This is a genomic window from Nonomuraea diastatica (assembly GCF_004349015.1).
In the GTDB taxonomy this organism is placed as follows: domain Bacteria; phylum Actinomycetota; class Actinomycetes; order Streptosporangiales; family Streptosporangiaceae; genus Nonomuraea; species Nonomuraea diastatica.
This window is the reverse complement of record NZ_SMKP01000178.1, coordinates 1-22,834: the sequence shown is the minus strand read 5'-3', so window position 1 is coordinate 22,834 and position 22,834 is coordinate 1. Positions and strand designations below refer to the sequence as shown.

The following is a 22,834-nucleotide window of genomic DNA, read 5'->3' as shown; positions in this document are numbered from 1 at the left end:
CCCCCACCCCCCGCTCCACCTGGCGTTCCGGCCGGCTCGTCGTGCTCCTCGGCCTGGTCGTCGTGCTCGCGGCGGTGGCGAGCGTGCTGCTCGGCTCCGGCCGGGGTCCCGCACGCCCCCTCGACCCCGGCGACACCTCGCTGATGGGCTCCAGGGCACTGGCCGAGCTGCTGCGCGAGCGGGGCGTCACCGTCGACCGGGTCGACTCCGCCCAGGCTGCCACCGACAAGGCCGCCACGGGCGACCGCCTGCTGCTCATCACCGACCAGGCGTACGTCGACGAGGGCCGCCTCGCCGGACTCCCCGGCGACCGGCTGATCGTCGGCGACGTCATCGGCCTGCGCGCCCTGGCCCCCGGGGTGAGCACGCTGCCCCAGCCCGCGCGCCCCCGATCGCGCGAGCCCGAGTGCCCGCTGCCCGCCGCCCAGGCCGCGGGCAGCGCCCACATGGGCGGCGTCACCTTCCGCGGCCCGCCGGGGTCCACCGGCTGCTACCCGGCGGGCGACGGGCACACGCTGGTCAGCTACGCCAACGGCAGCGGCGTCACCACCGTCGTCGGCGACGGCGGCTTCATGACCAACCAGCGGCTGGCCGAGGACGGCAACGCGGCGCTCGCGCTCGTCCTCCTCGACACCGGCAAGCCCGTGACCTGGCTCGTCCCCCCGGAGAACCCGCCGCCCGGCGAGCTGGCCGGCGAGCAGGGCCAGTCGATGTACGACCTGATGCCCGGCAACGTCCGCTGGATCATCTACATGGCGATCATCGCCGTGGCGCTCACGGCGTTCTGGCGGGGCAGGCGGCTGGGGCCAGTGGTGGTGGAGAAGCTGCCCGTGGTCGTCAGGGCCGCCGAGACGGTCGAGGGGCGTGGCAGGCTCTACCGGGCGAGGCACGCCAGGGAACGCGCGGCCGCCGCGCTGCGTGCGGGCACGATCGACCGGCTCACGGCCAGGCTCGGGCTTGGCCACGGCGCGGGGCCGCAGGAGGTCGTCGCGGCGCTCGCCGCCCGCACGGTGGAGGACCCGCACCACCTCGGCGCGGCACTGTACGGGCCGCCGCCGGCGGACGACGCCAGGCTCGTCGAACTGGCCGGATACTTGGACTTGATCGAAAGGCAGTTGAGTGAACTTTGACGAGACCTACCGCGTGACGAGTTCGGGCGACTCGGCGAGAGAGGCGCTGGCGGCGTTGCGCACCGAGGTGTCCAAGGCCGTGGTCGGGCAGGACGCGGTGGTGACGGGGATGGTCATCGCGCTGCTGTGCAAGGGCCACGTGCTGCTCGAAGGCGTGCCAGGCGTGGCCAAGACGCTGCTGGTGCGCACGCTCTCGGCGGCCCTGTCGCTCGACTTCAAGCGGGTGCAGTTCACGCCCGACCTGATGCCGGGCGACGTGACAGGCTCGCTGATCTACGACGCGAAGACCGCGCAGTTCGAGTTCCGCGAGGGCCCGGTGTTCACCAACCTGCTGCTCGCCGACGAGATCAACCGCACCCCGCCGAAGACGCAGGCCGCCCTGCTCGAAGCGATGGAGGAACGGCAGGTCAGCGTCGAAGGCGCGGCCCGGGCGTTGCCCGACCCCTTCGTGGTCTGCGCCACCCAGAACCCCGTCGAGTACGAAGGCACCTACCAGCTGCCCGAAGCGCAGCTCGACCGGTTCCTGGTCAAGCTGACCGTGCCGCTGCCGCCGCGCGATCAGGAGATCTCGGTGCTCGACCGGCACGCCCGCGGCTTCGACCCGCGCGACCTGTCGGAGGTCAAGACCGTGGCCACGGCCGCCGACCTGGCCGCGGGCCGGGAGGCGGCGGCCAACGTGCACGTGGCGCCCGAGGTGCTCGGCTACATCGTGGACGTCGCCCGCGCCACCAGGAACTCGCCGGCGTTGCAGCTCGGCGTCTCGCCGCGCGGCGCCACCGCCCTGCTCGCGGCCTCCCGGGCGTGGGCGTGGTTGTCCGGGCGCCAGTACGTCACGCCCGACGACGTGAAGGCGCTGGCCAGGCCCGCTCTGCGGCACCGCGTCCAGCTCCGGCCCGAGGCCGAGCTGGAAGGGGCGACCGCGGACGGCCTGCTCGACGGCATCCTGGCCTCCGTCCCGGTCCCCCGCTGACGGCGGCGAGTGAGGAGGTGAGCGACCAGTGGCGCTGACGGGACGTGCCGGCCTTCTGGCGGCGATCGGGATCCTGGTGGTGATGTTCGCGCCCCTGCCGGGGCCCGCACTGGCCGGGGTCTGCCTGCTGCTGGCCGCCGCGATCATCGTGGACCTGGTGTTCGCCGGCGCGGTGCGCCCGCTCAGGTTCCACCGCTCCGGCGAGACCCTGATGCGCCTGGGCCAGCGGGCCACGGTGGAGCTGGTGGTGGAGAACCCTGGTCCCCGGCGTGTACGCGGTGTGCTCAGGGACGCCTGGCAACCCTCCGCGGGAGCCTCGCCCCGCGTCGCCCCGCTGGACGTGCCGACCGGCGAGCGGCGCAAGATCGTCGTGACCCTCGATCCGACCAGGCGCGGCGACCGGGCGTCCGTGGCCGTCACGGTGCGCTCGGTCGGGCCGCTCGGCCTGGCCGCCCGCCAGGGCAGCCACCAGGCTCCGTGGTCGGTGCGGGTGCTGCCGCCGTTCCTGTCGCGCAAGCATCTGCCCTCCAGGCTGGCCAGGCTGCGCGAGCTGGACGGGCAACATCCGGCGCTGGTGCGCGGGCAGGGCACCGAGTTCGACTCGCTGCGCGAATACGTGGTGGGCGACGACGTACGCTCCATCGACTGGCGGGCCACCGCGCGCCGCCACGACGTCGTGGTGCGCACCTGGCGTCCCGAGCGCGACCGCCGCGTGCTGATCGTGCTCGACACCGGCCGCACCTCGGCGGGCCGGGTGGGTGACGCGCCGATCCCCCTGGCCGGCGCGGGGAGAAGCGGTGGCGGGCCATCTCCCGGGCCGTTGCTCGGACCGGATCCGCGGCCGGCGCCCGGCTGGCCGCGGCTCGACTGGTCGATGGACGCCGCGCTGCTGCTGGCCGCCCTGGCGGCCAGGGCCGGCGACCAGGTGGACTTCCTGGCCTACGACCGGGCGGTACGCGCGTGGGTGAGCGGGGAGTCGCGCACCGAACTGCTGTCGTCGCTGGTCAACGCGATGGCGCCGATCGAGGCGGAGCTGATCGAGGCCGACTCGCAGGGCATGGTGGCCGCCATCCTGTCCAGGGCCAAGCGGCGCTGCCTGGTCGTGCTGCTGACCGACCTGAACTCGGCGGCGCTGGACGAAGGGCTGATGCCGGTGTTGCCGCAGTTGTCCGCGCGGCACCTGGTGCTGGTCGCCGGGGTGTCCGATCCGCAGGTGGCGGCCATGGCCGGCCGCCGCAACTCGGCCGAGGAGGTCTACGACGCGGCGGCCGCCGAGCACGCGCGGCTCGGACGCAGGCTCATCACCGCCAGGCTGCGCCGGCACGGGGTCGAGGTGGTCGACGCGGCGCCGGACGACATCGCGCCCGCGCTCGCGGACGCGTACCTGGCGCTGAAGGCCGCGGGACGCCTCTGACGGCCTGTCGTCAGGCCGACGGGGCGACGTCGGGGGCGCGTTCGAGGTCGCCGGTCTCGTTCCGCGCCAGAGCCCGGCGGCCGAAGACGATCACGTACGTCAGGAAGACCGCCTCGGCGAGCACACCGATGCCCACCCGCGCCCACGTCGGCAACCCCGACGGGGTCACGAACGCCTCGATCAGCCCCGACACGAACAGCACCACGACCAGCCCGAGCGCCACGCTCATCACCGCTCTGCCCTGCTCGGCCAGCGCCTCGACCCGCTTGCGGGGGCCGGGATCGACGACCGTCCAGCCCAGGCGCATGCCGACGGCCGCCGCCAGGAACACCGCGGTCAGCTCCAGGAGCCCGTGCGGCATGATGAGGCCGAAGAAGATATCCAGTTTGTCCCTGGAGGCCATGAGGCCGCCGGAGACGGCGACGTTCTCGGCATTCGCGTAGAGCGCGTACGGGATCGGCAGCCCCAGCAGCACCGAGTAGGCGATCATCAACGCCGAGACCCACGCGTTGTTCACCCACACGCGGCTGGCGAAGGACGCGGCGGGATTTTCCGAGTAGTAGTCGGCGAAGTCCTCCTCGACCAGCTGGGTGATCTCCTCAGGGCTGGCGATGGCGGCCTGGACCTCGGGGTTGTTCGCGACCCACGCGCCCATCACGAAGGCGACCACCAGGAACGCGGCCGAGCTCGCCAGCCACCACCACCGGGCGCGGTAGGCCACCACGGGGAACGTCACCGTGAAGAACCTCGTCAGCTCCCGCCAGGCCGGCGTGTGCGCGCCGGTCACCGCGGACCTGGCCCTGGCCACCAGTGCGGACAGCCGCCCGGCCAGCATCGGGTCGTTCGACGAGGAGCGCACGATGGACAGATGCGTCGATACCCGCTGATACAGGTCGACCAGCTCGTCCACCTCAACGCCCGTCAGCGACGAACGATTCTTCACCAGGTAGTCGAGCCGGTCCCACACGGGGCGGTGCGCCGCGACGAAAGCATCGATGTCCACCCGAACATTCTGGCCGCTCAATCAGTGCGGCATAGCCGTTAGGCTCCACTTATGTCGGAGGTTGTGACCGGCGACGCCGTCGTCGTCGAAGTGCGGGTGGCCCAGATGCCCTCGCGGGCGCTGGCGATTATCATTGACATGGCGGTGCAGTTCACGGCGATGTTCGGCGCCTACGCGCTTTTAGGAGCGTTCGCCGGCGTCACGGATCTGGCCATGTTCAGCGCCGTCATGATCGTGCTGCTGGTGCTGGTGATGATCGGCTACCCCGTGATCTTCGAGTCCGTCACCAGGGGCCGCAGCCTCGGCAAGCTGGCGCTCGGGCTCCGGGTGGTCAGCGACGACGGCAGCCCCGAGCGCTTCAGGCAAGCGCTGTTCCGCGGGCTGGCTGGGGTGGTGGAGTTCTGGCTGCTCGCCGGCGCGCCGGCGCTGATCGCCTCGCTGGTCTCGCAGCGGGGCAAGCGGCTGGGCGACGTGTTCGCGGGGACCATCGTGATCTCCGACCGGGCGCCGCGCGACGCCGGGCAGGTCATCATGATGCCGCCGCCGCTGGCGAGCTGGGCGGCCACGCTGGAGCTCTCCCAGCTGCCCGACGACGTGGCGCAGGCGGCCCGGCAATACCTGTTGCGCTGGGCGGACCTGTCGCCGCAGGTCCAGCACGAGATGGGCGTGCGCATCGCGACCCAGGTGGCGTCCTTCGTCTCCCCTGCGGCCCCTGCCGGGACGCCGCCGTACGCGTACCTGAGCGCCGTCCTGGCCGAGCGCCGCCGACGGGAGCAGGCCCGGTTCGCGCAGCGAGCGGGAAACGGCGGCGCGCCCCAGGGCCCGTACCCGCAGCCCGGCCCCTACCCGCAGCCAGGGCCTCCTCCGGCGGCTTCCCACCAGCCGCCCGGCCCGTACCCACAGCCTGGCCCGCCGGCGCCGCCTCCGGCCGCGCCCGCCCCGGAGCCGCCACAGGCGACCCCGGGCGGGTTCGCGCCGCCCCAATGACCGAGAGCCCCGGGCGACCGAACCCGCCTCACGGAGAGCGAGGCCCATCAACCCGTGAGGGAGCGCCGACGTCTGGAGGAGCGGCGGGAGCGCAGCGACCAGAGCGAGGGAAGACGGCGGCACCCGGGCGACCGAACCCGCCGAGCGGAGCGAGGCCATAGATTCAGTGCCATCCTCCGTTGCGGTACGACTCCTGCGTCTGCGCGTTCAACCGGTCGGTACGCACACGCCTGGCGCTGTCGGTGAGCCGGTCGTCGATCTTGACGACGTCGAAGCCCTCATGGAAGTCGGCCGCGTAGATGTAGCCGTTGTAGTAGTAGGCGGACCAGATGCCGCCGCCACCGCCGCCCGAGCGGGGGCCGCGCTCGAAGTAGCCGATCTCCCTCGGGTTGGCGGAGTCGGTGAAGTCCCAGACCGACAGCCCGCCCATGTACCACGCCTGGACCATGATGTCGCGGCCCTTGACGGGGATCAGCGAGCCGTTGTGGGCGACGCAGTTCTCGCTGTCGTCCTGGTGGCGGGAGATCTTGAAGTAGCTCTTGAACACGAACCGGCCGTTGGAGATGTCGTAGATCGCGTCGGCGCCGCGGTTCGGGCCGGTGGCTTCGTTGCAGGTGGCCGCGCCGCCGCCGCCGAGCTCGTCGGTGAAGACGACCTTCCTGGCGTTGTTGCTGAAGGTCGCCGAGTGCCAGAACGCGAAGTTGGGGTCGGTGGTCCTGGCGGTGACCTTCGGGTCGAGCCGGTCGGAGATGTCGAACAACACGCCGTCGCCCATGCACGCGCCCGCCGCGATGTCCTTCTCGGCGTACGCGGTGATGTCGTGGCAGCCGGTGGTCGGGATGAGCAGGCCGGGCTGGTCCTCGTTGCCGCCGTCGGGGAAGACGACCGGGGTGGCCGCGACGTGGGCGGCCTCCGGGTGGCGCAGCGGCACCTTGATGATCGAGATCTTGTCGTGCGGCGGCTGGCAGTCGGGGAAGTTCGCCGCCGGCAGGTACGAGGAGACGTAGACGTAGACGTTCTTGTTCCGGTCGCGGCCCTTGCCCGGCACCAGGGTCAGGGTGTGGGAGCCGCAGGCCGTCTCGACCGCCTTGACGTACCTCGGCCTGGCCTTGTTGGAGATGTCGAAGATGCGGACGCCTTCCCAGGCGTCCTTCTCGGAGGCGGGCCGGTCCGTGCTGGCGCAGGAGTCGTCGCTGCGAGAGCTGTCGACGGCGGCGAACAGCAGGTCGCCGTAGACGCTGACGTCCATCTGCCCGCCGGGGCAGACGACGGAGCTGACGGCCCTGGCCTTCCTGGGGTTCCTGATGTCGTAGATGGAGAAGCCGCCGTAGTTGCCGACGTAGGCGTAGTCGCCCTGGAAAGCGATGTCGGTGTTGATGGTCGAGGCGATGGCGTCCGGCTTGGGGACGTTCCTGATGTGGGTCACGTTGGGGCTGGTGACGACGGCGTCAGGCGGCGGGATGTCGCCGGCGGTCGCGGGTAACGAGGTGAGGAGCAGGGCGACGGCTGCCCCGGCCATCGCGAGGACACGGCGCGGGCTGGACATTCGGGATGCCTCCTTCGTACGGGGACCGGCGGCCGGTCAGCGGTGACCGTGGCCACGCTCGGGATAGGACGCCTGGGTCTGCGCGTTGAGCTCGCGCATCTTGACGCCGTTCGCCCGGTTCGTACGCCAGTCGTTGATCTTCAGCACATCGAGGCCCAGGTTGAAGTCGGAGCCGTAGATGTGGCCGTTGTAGTAGTAGGCCGACCAGAAGCCGCCGCTGAGCGCCGGCGCGGTGTTGTCTGGGCCGCGCTCGAAGTAGGCGATCTCCTGCGGATGCGCCGAGTCGGTGAAGTCGACCACGGAGATGCCGCCCTGGTACCACGCCTGCACCATGATGTCGCGGCCCTTGACCGGGATCAGCGAGCCGTTGTGGGCGACGCAGTTCTCGCTGTCGTCCTGGTGCCGGGCGATCTTGAAGTAGCTCCTGAAGACGAGCTGACCGCGCTCGATGTCGAAGTAGGCGTTGGCGCCCCGGTTGGGCCCGATGGCCTCGTTGCAGGTGGCCGCGCTGCCGCCGCCGAGCTCGTCGGTGAAGATGACCTTCGTGCCCTTGTTGTTGAACGTGGCCGAGTGCCAGAAGGCGAAGTTCTCCTCGTCCCGCACGGTCGCGGTGACCTTGGGCCGCTCGGGGTCACGGATGTCGAGCAGGATGCCCTCACCCATGCAGGCGCCCGCCGCGATGCCCTTCTCCGGGTACGCGGTGATGTCGTGGCAGCCCGTGGTGGCGGACCTGCCGTCGGGATAGGGCAGTTGCCTGCCCGGGTAGCCGCCGTCGGGGAACAGGTTGGGCGTCGCGATGACGGTGGCGGCGGACGGGTTCCGCAGCGGCACCTTGACGATCGAGATGAGGTCGTGCGGCGTCGCGCAGTCGGGGAACGCGTCGCTCGGGCCGTAGGAGGAGACGTAGATGTAGACGTTGCGCCGCCACCGGTCGGGGACCAGGGTGTGCGTGTGCGAGCCGCAGTTCGTCTCGACCGCCTTGATGTACTTCGGGTGCGACTTGTCGGAGACGTCGAAGATGCGTACGCCCTCCCACGACTCCTTGACGGAGGCGGGCTGCGAGGTGCTGCTGCACGAGTCGTTGTTACGCGAGGAGTCGACCGAGCCGAACAGCAGGTCGCCGTAGACGCTGACGTCCATCTGGCCGCCGGGGCAGACCACGGAGCTGACGAGCGAGGTGCGCTTGGGGTTGCGGATGTCGTAGATCGAGAAGCCGTAGTAGTTCCCGACGTACGCGTAGTCGCCCTGGAAGGCCATGTCTGTGTGGATGTCGGCCAGGGCCTCGGGTTTGGGCACGTTCGTGACGTGCTTGATGTTCGGGCTCATGACGATCTCGCCAGGAGCCGGGATGTCCGCAGCCTGGACCGGCAGAGTGGCGCCGGCCAGCGCGACCAGGGCCGCGACCAGGATGAGGACCCTGCGGCGGGTGAACACTCGGGGACCTCCGATAAAGGGGGCATAAACCTCCGTTATGGTCGCTCTCTTCACCGCCGCTGACCAGCGTCCAATCTGTCAATTTTTGTTCCGGTTTGGCCTCTTTCCCAACCGTGATTCATGACTTAGAGTGCGCATTCTCCACCACGTTTGTCAGGGAGGCTGGGTGCGCGCCGCGCTCATTGTCGTCATGGCCACGGTCGTCACCCTCACCAGCTGCAGCTCCAGCACGTCACCTCAGGCGCCACGGGCCGACTCGACCGCCCCCGTGATCGCTCCCGGCCGGCCAGGCGAGCAGGAAAGAACGCTGTCGCCGGCCGAGGCCGCCACCGCGGTGCCCTCCCCCACCCCGAACGCCGCCGACGTGACCTACGTCCAGGACATGATCGTCCATCACCGGCAGGCCCTGGACATGGCGCTGCTGGCCCCGAACAGGGCGGAGTCGCCCAAGGTGAAGGGCCTGGCCGACCGGATCAAGGCCGCCCAGGCGCCCGAGATCCAGTACATGACCACGTGGCTGCGGGAGCAGGAGCAGAAGGTGCCCGACCACCACGCGGCGCACGACGGCATGCCGGGCATGGCCACGCCCGAGCAAATGGAGGCGCTGCGGGCGGCGACGGGCAAGGACTTCGACCGGATGTTCCTGCAGCTCATGATCAACCACCACCAGGGGGCGATCACGATGTCGGAGAAGGTGCTGAGCAGCGGCTCCCACATCAGGATCGAGGAGCTGGCCAGTGATGTGAGCGTCACCCAGCTGGCCGAGATCCGGCGCATGCGCGAAATGCAAACCGCGTTGTAGCCGCCCCCTCGGGAGCCGGCGCAGGCGAACCTCTGGCCGCGCCCTTCAGGAGCCGACGCGCCAGGAGTGTAGATAGTCCTCCTGCTCGGCGGTCAGCTCGTCGATGCCGATGCCGGTGGCGGCCAGCTTGAGCCGGGCCACCTCGTGGTCGATCTCCGGCGGCACGTCGTAGACGCCCGGCTCCAGGCGCGCCCGCTCGCCGGCCAGCCACGCCACGGCCAGGGCCTGCGCCGAGAACGACATGTCCATGACCGCGGCCGGGTGCCCCTCGGCGGCCGTCAGATTGACCAGCCGCCCCTCGGCGAGCAGCAGCAGCCGGCGCCCGTCGGGCATGACGTACTCGTCGGTGTTGGGCCGCACGCCACGGATCACCTCGACGGCCAGCTCGTCCAGCGCCCGCACGTCGATCTCCACATCGAAGTGCCCCGCGTTGGCCAGGATCGCGCCGTCCTTCATGGCGGCGAGGTGCTCGGCCCTGATCACGTCACGGTTGCCGGTCACGGTGATGAACAGGTCGCCGAGCAGGGCCGCCTGCGCCATCGGCCGCACCTCGTAGCCCTGCAGCGTCGCGTCGAGTGCCTTCACCGCGTCGATCTCGGTGACGATCACCCGCGCGCCGAAGCCCTTGGCCCGCTCGGCCACCCCGCGCCCGCAGAACCCGAACCCGGCCACGACCACCGTGCGCCCCGCGAGCATGACGTTGGTGGCCCGCATGATCCCGTCGAGCGTCGACTGCCCGGTGCCGTAGCGGTTGTCGAACATGCGCTTGGTGCGGGTGTCGTTCACGGCCACGACCGGGAACTTCAGCGCGTGCTCCGCGGTCATCTGGCGCAGCCTGATGATCCCCGTGGTGGTCTCCTCGCAGCCGCCGCCGACGCCGGCGAGCAGGTCGGTACGCTCGGTGTGCAGGATGTTCACCAGGTCGCACCCGTCGTCGAGCACGAGATCGGGCCCGAGATCGAGCGCCTGGTGGATGTGCCGGTAGTAGGTCGGCCGGTCGACGCCGGCCCGCGCGTGCACCGCGATCCCGTACGCGCGCAACGCCTCGGCCACGTCGTCCCGTGTCGACAGCGGGTTGGAGGCGGCGAGCGCGATCTCGGCGCCCCCCGCCTTCAGCGCTCCCATGAGCACGGCCGTCTCGGCGGTGACGTGCAGACAGGCCGCGATCTTCAGCCCGTCCAGCGGCCGTTCCAGGCCGAAGCGCTCGCCGATCGCGGTCAGCACCGGCATCGAACGCGCGGCCCACGAGATCTGCCGCTCACCGCTTTCCCAGACATCCATGGCTCACCTGTAACCGAAGAAGACGGCCAAGAACGCGCTCGTAACGGCGAGAGTCCCGTGAGCCTTCACGACCGGCCATGACGGACGGAAGCGGCGTCGGCGCGTGCGGGTGACTTGGCCTGCCGTAAAAGATGGGGTTTGGAGCGCTCCGGAGGAGCGCGCACAACTCCGAGAGGGAGAGACCCCCTCGGAGCGTCGTGCAGGAGGCGGAGGAGCCCTCACTCCGGAAGGACGAACCCTTCCGAAGCGGAGGAATCCTCGCAGCGGAGGGCAAGCCCCTCCCGAACCACTCGAAGCGGAGGGCAAGCCCTCTTGAGGCGCCTCGAAGCGGAGAAGCTCCAGGAGGCTCAGTACCGGTAGTGGTCGGACTTGTACGGGCCCTCGACGTGCACGCCGATGTAGGTCGCCTGCTCCTTGGTGAGCTCGGTGAGCTTGACGCCGAGGGCGTCGAGGTGCAGGCGGGCGACCTTCTCGTCGAGGTGCTTGGGCAGCGTGTAGACGCCGATCGGGTAGTCGGCCGTCTTGGTGAACAGCTCGATCTGGGCGATCACCTGGTTGGTGAACGAGTTGGACATGACGAAGCTCGGGTGGCCGGTCGCGCAGCCGAGGTTCATCAGACGGCCCTCGGCGAGCACCAGGATCGTGTGGCCGTCGGCGAAGACCCACTCGTCGACCTGGGGCTTGATGGTGTTGCGCTGGATGCCGGGCAGCTTGGCGAGGCCGGCCATGTCGATCTCGTTGTCGAAGTGGCCGATGTTGGAGACGATCGCCTGGTGCTTCATCCGCGCCATGTGGTCGGCGGTAATGATGTTGAAGTTGCCGGTGCAGGTGACGAAGATGTCGGCGATGCCGACGACCTCGTCCAGCGTGGTCACCTGATAGCCGTCCATGGCCGCCTGGAGCGCGCAGATCGGGTCGATCTCGGTGACGATCACGCGGGCGCCCTGGCCGCGCAGCGCGTCGGCACAACCCTTGCCGACGTCACCGTAGCCGCAGACCACGGCGACCTTGCCGCCGATGAGCACGTCGGTGGCGCGGTTGAGGCCGTCGATGACGGAGTGGCGGCAACCGTACTTGTTGTCGAACTTCGACTTGGTGACCGAGTCGTTGACGTTGATGGCCGGGAAGAGCAGCTGGCCGTTCTTGTGCATCTCGTAGAGGCGGTGCACGCCGGTCGTGGTCTCCTCGGTGACGCCCTTGATGCTCTCGGCGATCCTGGTCCACCGCTTGTCGGCGCCGACCGTGCGGGTGAGCAGGTCGATGATGACGTGCCACTCCTCGGGGTCGTCGGCGGTGGCGGGGGGCACGGCGCCGGTCTTCTCGTATTCGGCGCCCTTGTGCACCAGCAGCGTGGCGTCGCCGCCGTCGTCGAGGATCATGTTGGGGGCGCCGCCGTCAGGCCAGGTCAGCGCCTGCTCGGTGCACCACCAGTATTCCTCCAGGGTCTCGCCCTTCCAGGCGAAGACCGGCACGCCCTTCGGGTCGTCGACGGTGCCGTCGGGTCCGACGACCACGGCGGCGGCGGCGTGGTCCTGCGTGGAGAAGATGTTGCAGCTGACCCAGCGGACCTCGGCTCCGAGCGCCACCAGCGTCTCGATGAGGACGGCGGTCTGGATCGTCATGTGCAGGGAGCCCATGATCTTCGCGCCCGCCAGAGGTCGCGTGTCCGAGTATTCGCGGCGCACGGCCATGAGGCCGGGCATCTCGTGCTCGGCGAGCCGGATCTCCTTACGACCGAAGTCGGCAAGTGAAAGGTCTGCGACCTTGAAGTCCATCGGGTTTCCCCTCGCGTCACTGATGGTTGTCGCCGACGAGTCTAGGCACCGTTCGTACGACGACGCACGCCAGGAGGGGTGAAACTGACGTAAGAATGTAAGGATGCGCATCACGGAAGCCGCCAAGCGGCTCGGCATGTCCCCGCGAATGCTCCGCTACCGGGAGGCACTCGGCCTGCTGCCCCCTGTGCGGGAGCAGGGGGCGCACCGGCGGTTCGGCCCCGAGGAGCTCGCCGCCGTGTCGCAGGGCGTCGAGCTGGAGAAACGGTTCGACGTGTCGCCGGCCGAGCTGGCGTTCGCGCTGCGGGTGCTGAGCGAGCCGGCGGTGGCGGCGGCCGTGCGCGACCTCGGGGTGCGGATCGGGCGTATCCAGGTGCCGCGCAGGGCCCTCGACTTCGAGAAGGAGAAGGCTCTGCGGCTGCTGCGTACGTCCGGCGGAGCTCAGGAGGCGGGCGTGCGGGACCGGTCGAGGTCGGGTTCGAGGTAGATGACCCTGGCGATCGGCACGGCGGCGCGGATGCGCTGCTCGGCCTCGTCGATGCCGCGCGCCACCTCCCCGGCCGTCTCGTCGTGCGAGACCGCGATCTTCGCGCCCACCAGCAGCTCCTCCGGACCGAGATGCAGCGTGCGCATGTGGATGATCCGGTCGACCTCCGGCGCGCTCTCCAGGGCGACGCGGATCTGCTCCTCCACCTCCGTCGAGGCGCCCTCGCCGACCAGCAGCGACTTGGTCTCCACGGCCAGCACGACCGAGATGACGGCGAGCAGGGCACCGATCATCAGGGTGCCGATGGCGTCCCAGACGGGGTCGCCCGTCACCACGGCCATCGTCACGCCGAAGAGGGCGAAGATCAGGCCGAACAGCGCGCCCAGGTCCTCCAGCAGGATGACCGGCAGCTCCGGCGACTTGGACCTGCGGATGAACGCGACCCACCCCTGACTGCCGCGCACCATGTTGGCTTCCCTGATGGCCGTGCGGAACGAGAAGATCTCAGCGATGATCGCGAAGATCAGCACGCCGAACGCCCAGCCGGGCGACGTGAGCGCCTCGGCGTGGGTCAGCTTGTGGTAGCCCTCGTACAGCGAGAAGAGCGCGCCGATCGCGAACAACACCACGGCCACCACGAACGCGTAGAAATAGCGCTCGCGGCCGTAGCCGAACGGGTGTTCCTTGGTGCTGGCGCGGGCCGCCCGCTTGCCGCCGATCAGCAGCAACACCTGGTTGCCCGAGTCGGCGACCGAGTGGATGCCCTCGGCCAGCATCGACGACGACCCCGTGAAGAACGCCGCCACGAACTTGGCCACGGCAATGGACAAGTTAGCGACCAACGCCGCCACGATCGCTTTTGTTCCGCCGCTCGCGCTCACCGATCTTCTCCACTCATAAGATCATGCATATAGGCCTGGAAGGGGATCCTATTGCGAAATCCTGGCCTTTAGCTCACTGATCGCCGAGACCGAGCTCGGATCGACGGCGTACCCCAGCGCCAGATAGGTGCTCGCGTAATCGCCGAGCAGGATCAGCGAGGCCATCCGCTCCAGCGGGTGCACGCCCTCCGCCGCCAGCTCGGTCACCGGCACGCCGCGCTCGCGCGCCAGGCGCAGCGACGCCTCGCGCTGGCGCGTCAGCTGGGGATGCTCCTCGACGTCGCGCAGCACGACCAGCCTGAGCGCGTGCGCGGGGGCGTCGGCGAAGATGTCGCGCTCGGCCATCGGCCCGTCGAAGGTCGCGACCTGGTCGTGGCCCGCCTCGGGCAGCTCTCCGAAGATGGCGGGATATTTCGCGTTGGTGTTGAGCTGGCAGGCCAGCCGGTACGCCGCCACCGACGCCGCGGCCGACGAGCCCCAGATCACCGGAAGGCTCTCGGCCAGGTCGAGCGCGAGCGACTTGCCCGGATTGACGAACGACTCGCTGGCCGGCCGGCACCGGTGCGCCATGTCCTCCAGCGCCGTGGCCACCCGTTCGAACAGCTCCGCGTCGGCCGGCGCCAGCCGTAGCGCGGCGGCCGCCACGATCAGCGGCACGGTCAGCAGCCAGACGTTGGCCCTGGACTGCCCGCTCACCGGCACCGGCACGTAGACCGCCGACGCCTGGGTGGCGATCGCCTCCAGTGGCGAGCCGGGCGCGCCCACGCCCAGCAGCGTGCACCCGCGCCGCACTGCCTGGGTGGCGACGGCCAGCGTCTCCCCGGTGTCACCTGAGCCGGAGACGGCGATGACCAGGTCGGTGGCGCCGACCCAGCCGGGAAGCTGGTAGGAGCGCAGGGTGATGATCGGCAGCGGTGCGCCGTTGCCGATGACCGCCGCCATGATGTCACCCGCGATGCCGGAGCCGCCCATGCCCGCGACCACGATGGCGCGCGGGCGCCCCATCTCGGCCAGGCGATCGACACGGGACTCGACGGCGGTGCGGTGGCCGGTGCGTACGTGAGCCGCCGCGGCGGCGACCGCCGGCAGCATGCCCCCGGGATCACCGCCGCTGAGATGCCGCTGGTCGTCGAGCCGCCCCGGCTCCCAGGTCACGGCTTCCTGGCCTCGTCGACGAGCAGAACGGGGATGTCATCCCGGACCGGGTAGATGAGGCCGCAACCGGTGCAGGCCAGCTCTTCGGCCTCGGTCTCGGCACGCAGGGGCGCCTTGCACGCCGGGCAGGCCAGGATCTCCAGCAGCCAGTCGTCGATCTTCACTCTGACACCTTTCCCACAATGGCGAGGACCTCGTCCCTGATCGCCGTCATCTCGGTCTCGTCGGCCGCCTCGGCGTTCAGCCGGAGCAGCGGCTCGGTGTTGGAGGCCCGCAGGTTGAACCACCAGCCGGATCCCGCCACGGTCAGCCCGTCGAGCTCGTCGAACTCTCCTCTGCCCGCGAACGCCTCCCGCACCCGCCGCAGCGCCTCGCCCTGGTCGGCGACCGCGCTGTTGACCTCACCGGAGGCGTGATAGCGCGAGTAGGCCGCCACCAGCTCGGACAACGCCCGCTCCTGCTCGCCCAGCGCGGCCAGCACGTGCATCGCGGCGAGCATGCCCGAGTCGGCGAACCAGAAGTCGCGGAAGTAGTAGTGGGCTGAGTGCTCGCCGCCGAACACCGCGCCCGTGCGGGCCATCTCGGCCTTGATGAACGAATGCCCCACCCGCGTCCGCACCGGAACCCCGCCGTGCTCGCGGACGATCTCGGGCACGCCGTGAGACGTGATCAGATTGTGGATGATCGTCGCGCCCGGAGCCTTGGCCAGCTCACGCGCCGCGACCAGCGCGGTCACGGCCGACGGCGAGACGGACTCTCCCCGCTCGTCGATCACCCAGCACCGATCGGCGTCGCCGTCGAAGGCCAGCCCGAGGTCCGCGCCGCTGTCGACCACCGCCCGCTGCAGGTCGACGAGGTTCTGCGGCTCCAGCGGGTTGGCGTCGTGGTTGGGGAAGTCGCCGTCCAGCTCGAAGTAGAGCGGGACCAGCTCGATCGGCAGCCCCTCGAACACGGCGGGAACGGTGTGCCCTCCCATGCCGTTGCCCGCGTCGACGACCACCTTGAGCGGCCTGGCGCCCGCCAGGTCGACCAGCGTGCGCAGGTGATGGGCATAGCCGGGCAGCAGGTCCTTCTCGATCAGCGACCCCGTCGGCGTGGCCGTCACGCCCACCAGCTCCGCCGCGCGGTCGCGGATCTCCGTCAACCCCGTGTCGCCGCCGATCGGCACCGCGCCGGACCGGCACATCTTCATACCGTTGTAGCGGGCGGGATTGTGGCTGGCGGTGAACATCACGCCCGGCAGCCCGAGGCTGCCGCTCGCGTAGTAGAGCAGGTCGGTGGAGCCGAGCCCGGCGTGCACCACGTCGGCCCGGCGCGAACGCGCGCCGCGGATGAAGGCATCGGCCAGCGGCACGGACGACTCACGCATGTCATGGGCGACCACGACCGACCCTGCGCCCGTCACCTCGACGAAGGCCGCCCCCACGGCCTCGGCGGTCTGCTCGTCGAGCTCCTCGGGAACCACCCCGCGAACGTCGTACGCTTTGAAGATCTTGGCGAAATCGCCCACTCTGCAGCTCCGCCCTTGGTCGTTTCCTCCGTTGAAACGAGCCTACCGGTCGCGGTGCTGCTGGGCCGACCTCAGAACGCGCAGGTGCCCGCGCCTGCCGACCTCGACGCCCTGGCCGACCGGCTCACCTCCGCCGGACGGCGTGGGCCGCGCCGCCTCCCTGACCGCGTTGGCCAGCGCCTCGAGATCATCGGAACTGGGCGAGGCGCCGTCCGTCGGCAGCCGCACCACCTCCCAGCCGCGGGGGGCGGTCAGCCGCTCGGCGTGTTCGGCGCACAGGTCATAACAATGTGGCTCCGCGTACGTCGCCAGGGGGCCGAGAACAGCGGTCGAGTCGGCGTACACGTACGTGAGCGTGAAGACGGCAGGCTGGCTGCAGGCGGTGCGGGAACAGCGGCGGACGGGGCTCACGGAGGGACCGTATCTGGTAAGAGTGCGAGGCGCCACTATCTGAGCACTCTTAACGAGCGTGTCGCCACAATTCGGACACCTGTCGCAGCCTTTCCACCGATTTCCCCGGCGAGGCCCCGGTCCCTCGGTGCCGGAGGGACGCTGGTTTCTGCGTTTCTGGGCGGAAGAGCCCGGCCCTGGCAGGTGGCGCCGTTCCCCGGAACCGCCCGTACGCCCCCGTACACTTGGTCCCGTGACTCACAGGCGCGGTCCCAGGCGGCGCGATCGCCACGGTCGCGGTCTCCGCGGCCCGCTCGCCCCCTCCCACGTCCCCATGGCCAAGTCCCGCAGCGAGCGCTTCGACGACCTCGTGCTCGACGCGGTCGACCGGCTCAGGCCCCGGTGGGAGCGCCAGTTGTCGGCCGTGGAGTTCGCGGTGGAAGAGGTGCCGCCGCTGAGCGAGCTGGGCGACGGGCCACAGCTGAGCCCCGACCCGATCCCCTTCGGCCGCGCCGACGCGGCCGCCGGCCCCAACCCCGCCTCGATCGTGGTCTACCGGCGTCCGCTGGAGGCACGGGCCCGCGACCGCGACACGCTGGGAGCCATGGTGCACGACACCGTCGTGGAGCAGGTCGCCACCCTGCTCGGCCTCGCCCCAGAAACCGTCGACCCGGGCTACGACGACCGCGGCTGAGGCCTCCGGGCTCAGGGCACCACCACGCGGGAGGTGTCGGTGAGGGGCGGAAGGAGGGTCCACATGCGGGCAGGGGAAAGCGGCTGGGCCGTGAGCAGCAGGCCGCTCTTCAGGCTTTCCTCCACCACGCGCCCCCCGTAGACCTCCCCCGATACGGGCGTGACCACCACGGCGAAGTTCCCTACCGCCTTGAGCTTGACGTTCTTCGTCCGCCCCGCCGGCACCTCCACGTCGAACGCGTCGCCCTCCGGCACCGCCCGCACCCGCACCTTGCCGGGCCCGCCGAGCGCCGTGAGGACCAGGCGGGAGCCCGCGCGGTTGCCGGCCACCGCGCTGCCCAGGTCCAGTGAGGACGTTCCCGCGGTGAAGGCGACGTCGGAGCTGCTGCCGGTGCCCGTGATGACGAGCCCGGCCACGATCGGCACGGGCGAGGTGAGGACGAGGGCGCCCGAGGAGCCGCCGAGGCCGGTGGTGACGTCGAGGGCGACCACGCCGCCGGCCGGCACGTCGAGGGTTTCGCGGCCTTTCATCGCGTACTCCGCGTCCTCGCTCACCGCCTTGAGCCGCACGACGGCGTCGGTCTCGCCGGGGGCGGCGACGAGGAGCTCCCTGCGTCCGCCGCCGCCGGGGATGCCGGGGACGACCACGCGCGTCGAGGGAGGGGCGGCGGCGGGGAGCCAGTCGACGCCGCCGGTGTCGAGGGAGGTCCTGGCGGAGACGGCGACGCGGCCGAAGACGGTGGTGACGCTCACGGCCATGATGTCGGCCGAGGGGGCGAGCGTCTTGAGGTCGATCTCCCTGTGCTCGCCGGGCGCGATCTCCAGCCCGATCCCCTTGTCGCCGGAGACGAGCCCTTCCGCCGCGTGGACCTGGACGTCGGTCAGCGCGGGCGCCTTGTCGGCGTTGGTGAGATGGAGGCGCACGTCGGCGTCGGCGGGGCCGGGGCCGACCAGCCAGGTCTCCTGGCCGGGCTCGGTGCAGCGGACTCCGGCCAGCCCCCGCCCGCCGCCCTTGGCGGCGCGGGTGACGTAGCCGGCCTCCAGCGCGCCGGGGCCCTTCGTCACGTACGGCTCGGCGTCCATCTTCTCGCGGTTGAGCGCGTCGGGCAGGTAGACGTTGACGTGCTCGCCCTTCGTGCCGGGGCAGACGGCGGTGACCGACTCGACGGCCACCTTCCGCGGGCCCGCGGGCGGAGGCGGCAGGGGTGCGGGCCTGGTGACGTACGCGGCGCCGTACATGGCGGCAAGGGCGACGGCGACCAGCACCAGCAGGCCGAACCTGTTCTCCACGAACGCCTTCATCACGCACCCGCCAGCGCCGCGGACGGCGACCCGACGCCCTCGGGCGAGCGCCGCCCCGGCGCGGCCATGACCACCACCACCAGCACCAGCGCCCCCTGCGCCCACAACCATGGCGTGTGCAGGACGCTGTCCTGCCGGGCGGGCACGCGGGTGACCGGCTCGGTCAGGCGCCACAGCCCGCCCGCGTCCGACAGGCTCATGCGCTGCAGCGACGGCTGGGAGTCGAGCCTTCTGGCCAGTTCTGGGGATATGGGAGGCGCCACCGCGACCATGGCGATGCCGTGCCGGGCGAGCGTGACCGCGTCGCCGCCGCGCCCGCCGGCCAGGCCCTGGGCGGCCGCCCGCACCCGGGTGCGGGCGTCGGACGCGACGGGCAGCTCCGCCTCGCCGATCAGCGGGGTACGGGCGTGCAGCACGGTGAACGCGGAGCCCTCGATCACGAGGGTGCGTTCGCCGTTCTTGGAGGAGGACGTGGCCAGCGCGGGCAACACGTCGGGCGCGTCGCCCACGAGCGGCCCGCGCACGCCGCCCACCACCCAGAAGCCCGCGGCCAGCAGCGGCGTGCTGAACGCGACCGCCACCACCGCCGTCGCGCCCAGCCTGCGCAGCCCGCCTCCGGCGCGCAGTTCGGCCAGCCGGTGAGCGGTCAGTCCCACGAGGACCAGCAGCCCGGTGCCCGCGAACGCCAGTGGCACCCCCGGCCAGGCCCGCGCTCCTTCGACGGTGACGCGGCTGACCAGGATGGCGGCCAGCATCCCGTACAGGGCGACGCCCCAGCCGATCGCGACGATCATGCGCTGGCGGCGCATGAGGAGCGCGGCGAGCGCGGCCGTGATCAGGCCGGCCGTCACCCAGAACGGCGGCAGTCCCGGCCCGCCCGGGCTGAGCGCGAGCAACGACTCGGGAGCGAGCACGGGGTCGGCCAGGGCGGGATCGTGCAGCCCGGCCTCCAGGAGGATCTTGCCAGGGTCGGCCGCCAGGGTCGCCAGCCAGGGAAAGAGCAGCGCCACCGGCACCGCGAGGGCGATGACCATCGAGGTCACGACGCCGCGCCGCACACCGCCGAAGGCGACCGCCGCGAGCACGCCGAGGACCGCGAAGAGCGGGTAGACCAGCGGGACGAACGCCGTGCCCACGGCGAGCAACAATCCGAGGCCCCAGGCGGCGCGGCGGGCGCGGCGACGCTCGCCGGACAGCAGCACCGTGCCGAAGGACGTGCAGAGGGGCAGGAGCACGAACACCACGGCCGTGCCCAGCCGCCCGGCCGCGATCGCGCCGGTCGCGACGGGCAGCAGCGCGTACGTCCCCGCCGCCCAGGCCCGTGCGGGCACCGCCGGGATGATGTGCCGGGTGGCCAGGTACGCCGAGGCGCCGGCCAGCGGCACCGAGCCGAGCAGCAGCACCGAGACGGCCAGCCACGTCTTGCCGAGCGCGAGCGTGGACAGGGCGGCGAGCACGGCGACGTACGGGGGCGCCCAGGCGTTCGAGCCGAGCCCGACGTCGTGGAAGCCTTCGGTGTAGAACGCCCACAGGTCGCTCGCGCCGCCCGTGACCGGGACCAGAGCGCCGCCGCCGAGCCGCTCGCCGCCGAGGAGGGAACGCTCGGCGACCAGCGAGACGGCGGTCAGCGCGAGCAGGAGGACGACGCCGGGGCGGCTGAGGAACCGTTTGACCGCGCCGGTGTCGGGAGGCGGGATCTCGTCCTCCTCCGCGGACGCGTGGTGGTGGCGGCCGGCCGAGTCGACGGGGGCCTCGCCGGCGAGGAAACTCTGGATCATGTCGGTGAGCCGCCGCCAGGCCGCTCCCCGAGGGGTCATCAACCGCTTTATGCGGATATATCCCTTTTCTCGGTTATGGCGGCGGGCACGGCGCGCCCTGAGCAGCCGGAACGGGTGCCCCAGGATCGACCCCATGGCCACCATCTCGTCCAGCGCGTTCGCAGGCTGCTTGCTGACGATGAACAGCAGCGTGCGGATGGCCGAGCCGGCCACGTTCCGCAGCAGCGCCCACAGCATCGCGCCGAACGGCAGGTTAGCCATCACCACGAAGATCGCGTTACGCCTGTCCAGTCTGCGCGGATGGTCCCCGCTGACCGTGATGCGCCGCCGCCTGCGTGCCGCTGCCTCGGCGTGCCAGGCCACGGCGGAAGTGACGTTCAGCACCCTGTGCCCGGCGTTCCGCACCCGCCAGCACAGGTCGAGATCGTCGCGGAACAGCGGGAAGAACGGGTCGAGCCCGCCCACCTGCTCCCACACGTCGCGGCGGATCAGCATCCCGGCCGTGGACACCGACAGCACGTCGTGCGTCCCGTCGTGCTGCCCCTGGTCGAACTCGCGTGGTTCGAGCCCTGTGTCCCTGCGCCCGGTGCGGCCCACCGTCACGCCCACTTCGAGCAGCAGCCTGCGGTCGAGCCAGTCGCGCAACTTCGGGCCGAGCACGGCCGCCTTGGGATGCTGCTCCGCGGCGGTGAGCAGCGCCTCGAGCGCCCGCCGGTCGGGGGCGCAGTCGTCGTGGAGCAGCCAGATCCACTCATCGGGCCCGGCGGACGGCAGCCTCTCCAGCGCCGCCGCCACGGACTCGCCGAAACCGGTGGAACGAGGCAGGGAGATCAGGTTGCCGCGGCCGAGCGTCTGGGCGAGCAGATCGACGGAGCCGTCCCTGCTGCCGTTGTCGACGCCCGCCACGCGGTCAGGTCTGCGGCTCTGGCCGGCCAGAGCCCGCAGCGTCTCCCCGAGCCAGCGCCCGCCGTCGTGAGCGACGACGATCGTGGTGACGTAGGGACGTGCCATGCGCGGGTGACTCCTGGGTGTTGATCAGGCGCGCCCACCTTACCGGCGAACCCATCCAGGAGATGCGAAAAAGGGCCACACGGCAGCCCGCGTGACCTCCTCGCCCATATCTCTCAAACGGCCTGGCGTTTGATCCGTCTGCGCTCCCGCTCGGAAAGCCCACCCCAGATGCCGAACCGCTCATCGTGCTCGAGTGCGTATTCCAAGCACTCGGCACGGACCTCGCACGATCGGCAGACCTTCTTGGCCTCTCGGGTGGAGCCGCCCTTCTCCGGGAAGAACGCCTCCGGATCAGTCTGCGCGCACAAGGCGCGCTCCTGCCATCCGAGTTCTTCAGCGTCAAGCTGATCCTGTGCGATGACCGGATCGGTCACTGCACACCTCCCTGCCGCCCGCCCGCAATGGAGCCCCCCATGGACGCCTTCCTTATTACCCACCCACTGGAAGGCGTAACAACATGGTTGTAATTACACGCGCGTGCCGTACGTGGCGTCAAGCGGCATGCAGGTATCCGGGGAAAGACCAGACCTCGCCCCGGTGTGCTTGGCATGTGATGTTCGCACCCGGCCGACACCCATATGCGCGCGGCGTCAGCCAGGCTTGTTCAACGCTGTCAGCGGTCCGAACCGTACCAGGGCGGGATAGACGGCCGCCCGTGGCCCACCTTCTCTCTAGCCGTTCATTGCCGGTCCGTTACCTGCGTGGCTCATTGGGGGTGTATATGGCTGTCGGGTCGATCGGGTCGTCCCCGGGACGGCGCTGGTCGCCGCCGAAGGCGTCCGGCCCGAACGACGACGGGTCGAGCCGCATCGTCGCGTCCCCGGCCGGGACCTGGTGGGTGGGCTGGTACTGACCCTGCTGCGGCTCGTACCCGCCACCCTGCTGATGATGGGGCTGCTGAGGGTGGCCGAACGGGTCGTCGTACGGCTGGGGCGGCTGGCCCGCGTAGTCGGGCACGCGCAGCTCGGGCTGGGTGCCAGGCAAGGAGTGCTGGTAGGTCTCCGCCTGCTGGTAGGCGTCCATGAGCTGCTGGGAACGGGGGTCGACGGGCGGCTCCCGGTACGCCTGAGGGGTGGCGTACTCCTGACCGGAGAAGCCCGCGAACGGCTGGCCGTCCTGCTGCTGGTCCGCCTGCTGCGGGTCGAACGCGCTCTGGCCGAAGTACGGCTGCTGGCCGTCCGCCGTGGGGTACGGGACGTTCGGGCTGGTGTCACCCGGGGGGTAGGCCTGCTCGGCGGGGGCGAAGGCGCTGGGGGCCGCGTCCGGCGGCGCGTAGGGGTTCTGC

Annotated in this window: 20 protein-coding genes and 1 pseudogene; 7 read left to right on the top strand and 14 right to left on the bottom strand. The window is 71.0% G+C overall.

The window, feature by feature from the left end:
• The 3 genes from E1294_RS41420 to E1294_RS41410 form a co-directional block, all read left to right on the top strand.
• The coding region (locus tag E1294_RS41420) for a DUF4350 domain-containing protein (RefSeq protein WP_132516479.1) at nucleotides 1–1,130 on the top strand (1,130 nt) is incomplete at its 5' end.
• Nucleotides 1,120–2,100 carry an AAA family ATPase gene (locus E1294_RS41415; protein ID WP_132516477.1) on the top strand — a complete coding sequence of 327 codons (981 nt, stop codon included), beginning with the start codon at nucleotides 1,120–1,122 and terminating at the stop codon, nucleotides 2,098–2,100. The genes E1294_RS41420 and E1294_RS41415, both read left to right, overlap by 11 nt.
• Nucleotides 2,101–2,128: 28 nt before the next feature.
• Nucleotides 2,129–3,514, top strand: coding sequence for a DUF58 domain-containing protein (locus E1294_RS41410; protein ID WP_181958640.1), 1,386 nt, complete (start codon nucleotides 2,129–2,131; stop codon nucleotides 3,512–3,514).
• A gap of 10 nt (nucleotides 3,515–3,524) precedes the next feature.
• Here the strand turns inward: E1294_RS41410 and E1294_RS41405 are convergent, their stop codons facing one another.
• Nucleotides 3,525–4,517: a stage II sporulation protein M gene (locus E1294_RS41405; RefSeq protein ID WP_132516475.1), complete on the bottom strand. Its 993-nt coding sequence runs from the start codon at nucleotides 4,515–4,517 to the stop codon at nucleotides 3,525–3,527.
• 51 nt (nucleotides 4,518–4,568) lie between these two features.
• Between E1294_RS41405 and E1294_RS41400 the strand changes: the two genes are divergently transcribed.
• Complete coding sequence (locus E1294_RS41400) at nucleotides 4,569–5,504, top strand: RDD family protein (protein ID WP_132516473.1); 936 nt, start codon at nucleotides 4,569–4,571, stop codon at nucleotides 5,502–5,504.
• Between the two features lie 163 nt (nucleotides 5,505–5,667).
• Here E1294_RS41400 and E1294_RS41395 read toward each other — a convergent pair whose 3' ends face one another.
• Both E1294_RS41395 and E1294_RS41390 read right to left on the bottom strand, forming a co-directional pair.
• A complete protein-coding gene (locus E1294_RS41395; protein ID WP_132516471.1) occupies nucleotides 5,668–7,050 on the bottom strand; it encodes an LVIVD repeat-containing protein in 1,383 nt (460 codons plus the stop codon).
• Between the two features lie 36 nt (nucleotides 7,051–7,086).
• Nucleotides 7,087–8,484, bottom strand: coding sequence for an LVIVD repeat-containing protein (locus E1294_RS41390; protein WP_132516469.1), 1,398 nt, complete (start codon nucleotides 8,482–8,484; stop codon nucleotides 7,087–7,089).
• A gap of 166 nt (nucleotides 8,485–8,650) precedes the next feature.
• On the opposite strand from E1294_RS41390, the gene E1294_RS41385 reads away from it, so the two are divergent.
• Nucleotides 8,651–9,286 carry a DUF305 domain-containing protein gene (locus E1294_RS41385; protein ID WP_181958639.1) on the top strand — a complete coding sequence of 212 codons (636 nt, stop codon included), beginning with the start codon at nucleotides 8,651–8,653 and terminating at the stop codon, nucleotides 9,284–9,286.
• A 45-nt stretch (nucleotides 9,287–9,331) separates the two neighbouring features.
• Here E1294_RS41385 and E1294_RS41380 read toward each other — a convergent pair whose 3' ends face one another.
• Complete coding sequence (locus tag E1294_RS41380; RefSeq protein ID WP_132516467.1) at nucleotides 9,332–10,567, bottom strand: adenosylhomocysteinase; 1,236 nt, start codon at nucleotides 10,565–10,567, stop codon at nucleotides 9,332–9,334.
• A gap of 347 nt (nucleotides 10,568–10,914) precedes the next feature.
• On the bottom strand, nucleotides 10,915–12,342 hold the full coding sequence (gene ahcY / locus E1294_RS41375) for an adenosylhomocysteinase (RefSeq protein ID WP_132516465.1): 1,428 nt from the start codon (nucleotides 12,340–12,342) through the stop codon (nucleotides 10,915–10,917).
• Between the two features lie 103 nt (nucleotides 12,343–12,445).
• Here ahcY and E1294_RS41370 point away from each other — a divergent pair, with 103 nt between their 5' ends.
• Nucleotides 12,446–12,829 (top strand): MerR family transcriptional regulator, encoded by a 384-nt coding sequence (locus E1294_RS41370; protein ID WP_132516463.1) that lies wholly within the window; start codon nucleotides 12,446–12,448, stop codon nucleotides 12,827–12,829.
• On the opposite strand, the gene E1294_RS41365 is transcribed toward E1294_RS41370, so the two are convergent.
• From E1294_RS41365 to E1294_RS41345, 5 genes are read right to left on the bottom strand one after another with little or no spacing between them, the layout of a single operon-like run.
• Complete coding sequence (locus E1294_RS41365) at nucleotides 12,784–13,710, bottom strand: cation diffusion facilitator family transporter (RefSeq protein ID WP_132516461.1); 927 nt, start codon at nucleotides 13,708–13,710, stop codon at nucleotides 12,784–12,786. The two genes, E1294_RS41370 and E1294_RS41365, sit on opposite strands and share 46 nt — an antisense overlap.
• A 48-nt stretch (nucleotides 13,711–13,758) precedes the next feature.
• Complete coding sequence (locus E1294_RS41360; RefSeq protein ID WP_132516459.1) at nucleotides 13,759–14,865, bottom strand: SIS domain-containing protein; 1,107 nt, start codon at nucleotides 14,863–14,865, stop codon at nucleotides 13,759–13,761.
• On the bottom strand, nucleotides 14,862–15,029 hold the full coding sequence (locus E1294_RS41355) for a Trm112 family protein (RefSeq protein WP_106236648.1): 168 nt from the start codon (nucleotides 15,027–15,029) through the stop codon (nucleotides 14,862–14,864). The genes E1294_RS41360 and E1294_RS41355 overlap by 4 nt, the downstream gene beginning before the upstream one ends.
• Nucleotides 15,026–16,375, bottom strand: a complete 1,350-nt coding sequence (locus E1294_RS41350; protein WP_132516457.1) for a phosphomannomutase/phosphoglucomutase — start codon at nucleotides 16,373–16,375, stop codon at nucleotides 15,026–15,028. The genes E1294_RS41355 and E1294_RS41350 overlap by 4 nt, the downstream gene beginning before the upstream one ends.
• Before the next feature lie 42 nt (nucleotides 16,376–16,417).
• The gene (locus E1294_RS41345; protein WP_106236645.1) at nucleotides 16,418–16,786 is read right to left on the bottom strand and encodes a DUF3499 domain-containing protein; all 369 of its coding nucleotides are present in this window, start codon (nucleotides 16,784–16,786) and stop codon (nucleotides 16,418–16,420) included.
• A gap of 232 nt (nucleotides 16,787–17,018) precedes the next feature.
• On the opposite strand from E1294_RS41345, the gene E1294_RS41340 reads away from it, so the two are divergent.
• The gene (locus E1294_RS41340) at nucleotides 17,019–17,459 is read left to right on the top strand and encodes a metallopeptidase family protein (RefSeq protein ID WP_132516455.1); all 441 of its coding nucleotides are present in this window, start codon (nucleotides 17,019–17,021) and stop codon (nucleotides 17,457–17,459) included.
• A gap of 11 nt (nucleotides 17,460–17,470) precedes the next feature.
• Here E1294_RS41340 and E1294_RS41335 read toward each other — a convergent pair whose 3' ends face one another.
• The 4 genes and pseudogenes from E1294_RS41335 to E1294_RS53490 all read right to left on the bottom strand — a co-directional run.
• Nucleotides 17,471–18,760, bottom strand: coding sequence for a DUF5719 family protein (locus E1294_RS41335; RefSeq protein WP_132516453.1), 1,290 nt, complete (start codon nucleotides 18,758–18,760; stop codon nucleotides 17,471–17,473).
• Nucleotides 18,760–21,549, bottom strand: a complete 2,790-nt coding sequence (locus tag E1294_RS41330) for a glycosyltransferase (protein ID WP_132516451.1) — start codon at nucleotides 21,547–21,549, stop codon at nucleotides 18,760–18,762. Before E1294_RS41330 ends, E1294_RS41335 begins: the two co-directional genes overlap by 1 nt.
• A 113-nt stretch (nucleotides 21,550–21,662) precedes the next feature.
• A complete protein-coding gene (locus E1294_RS41325; RefSeq protein WP_020546325.1) occupies nucleotides 21,663–21,923 on the bottom strand; it encodes a WhiB family transcriptional regulator in 261 nt (86 codons plus the stop codon).
• 319 nt (nucleotides 21,924–22,242) lie between these two features.
• Nucleotides 22,243–22,834 (bottom strand): annotated as a pseudogene (locus E1294_RS53490) (hypothetical protein); the annotation flags it as partial.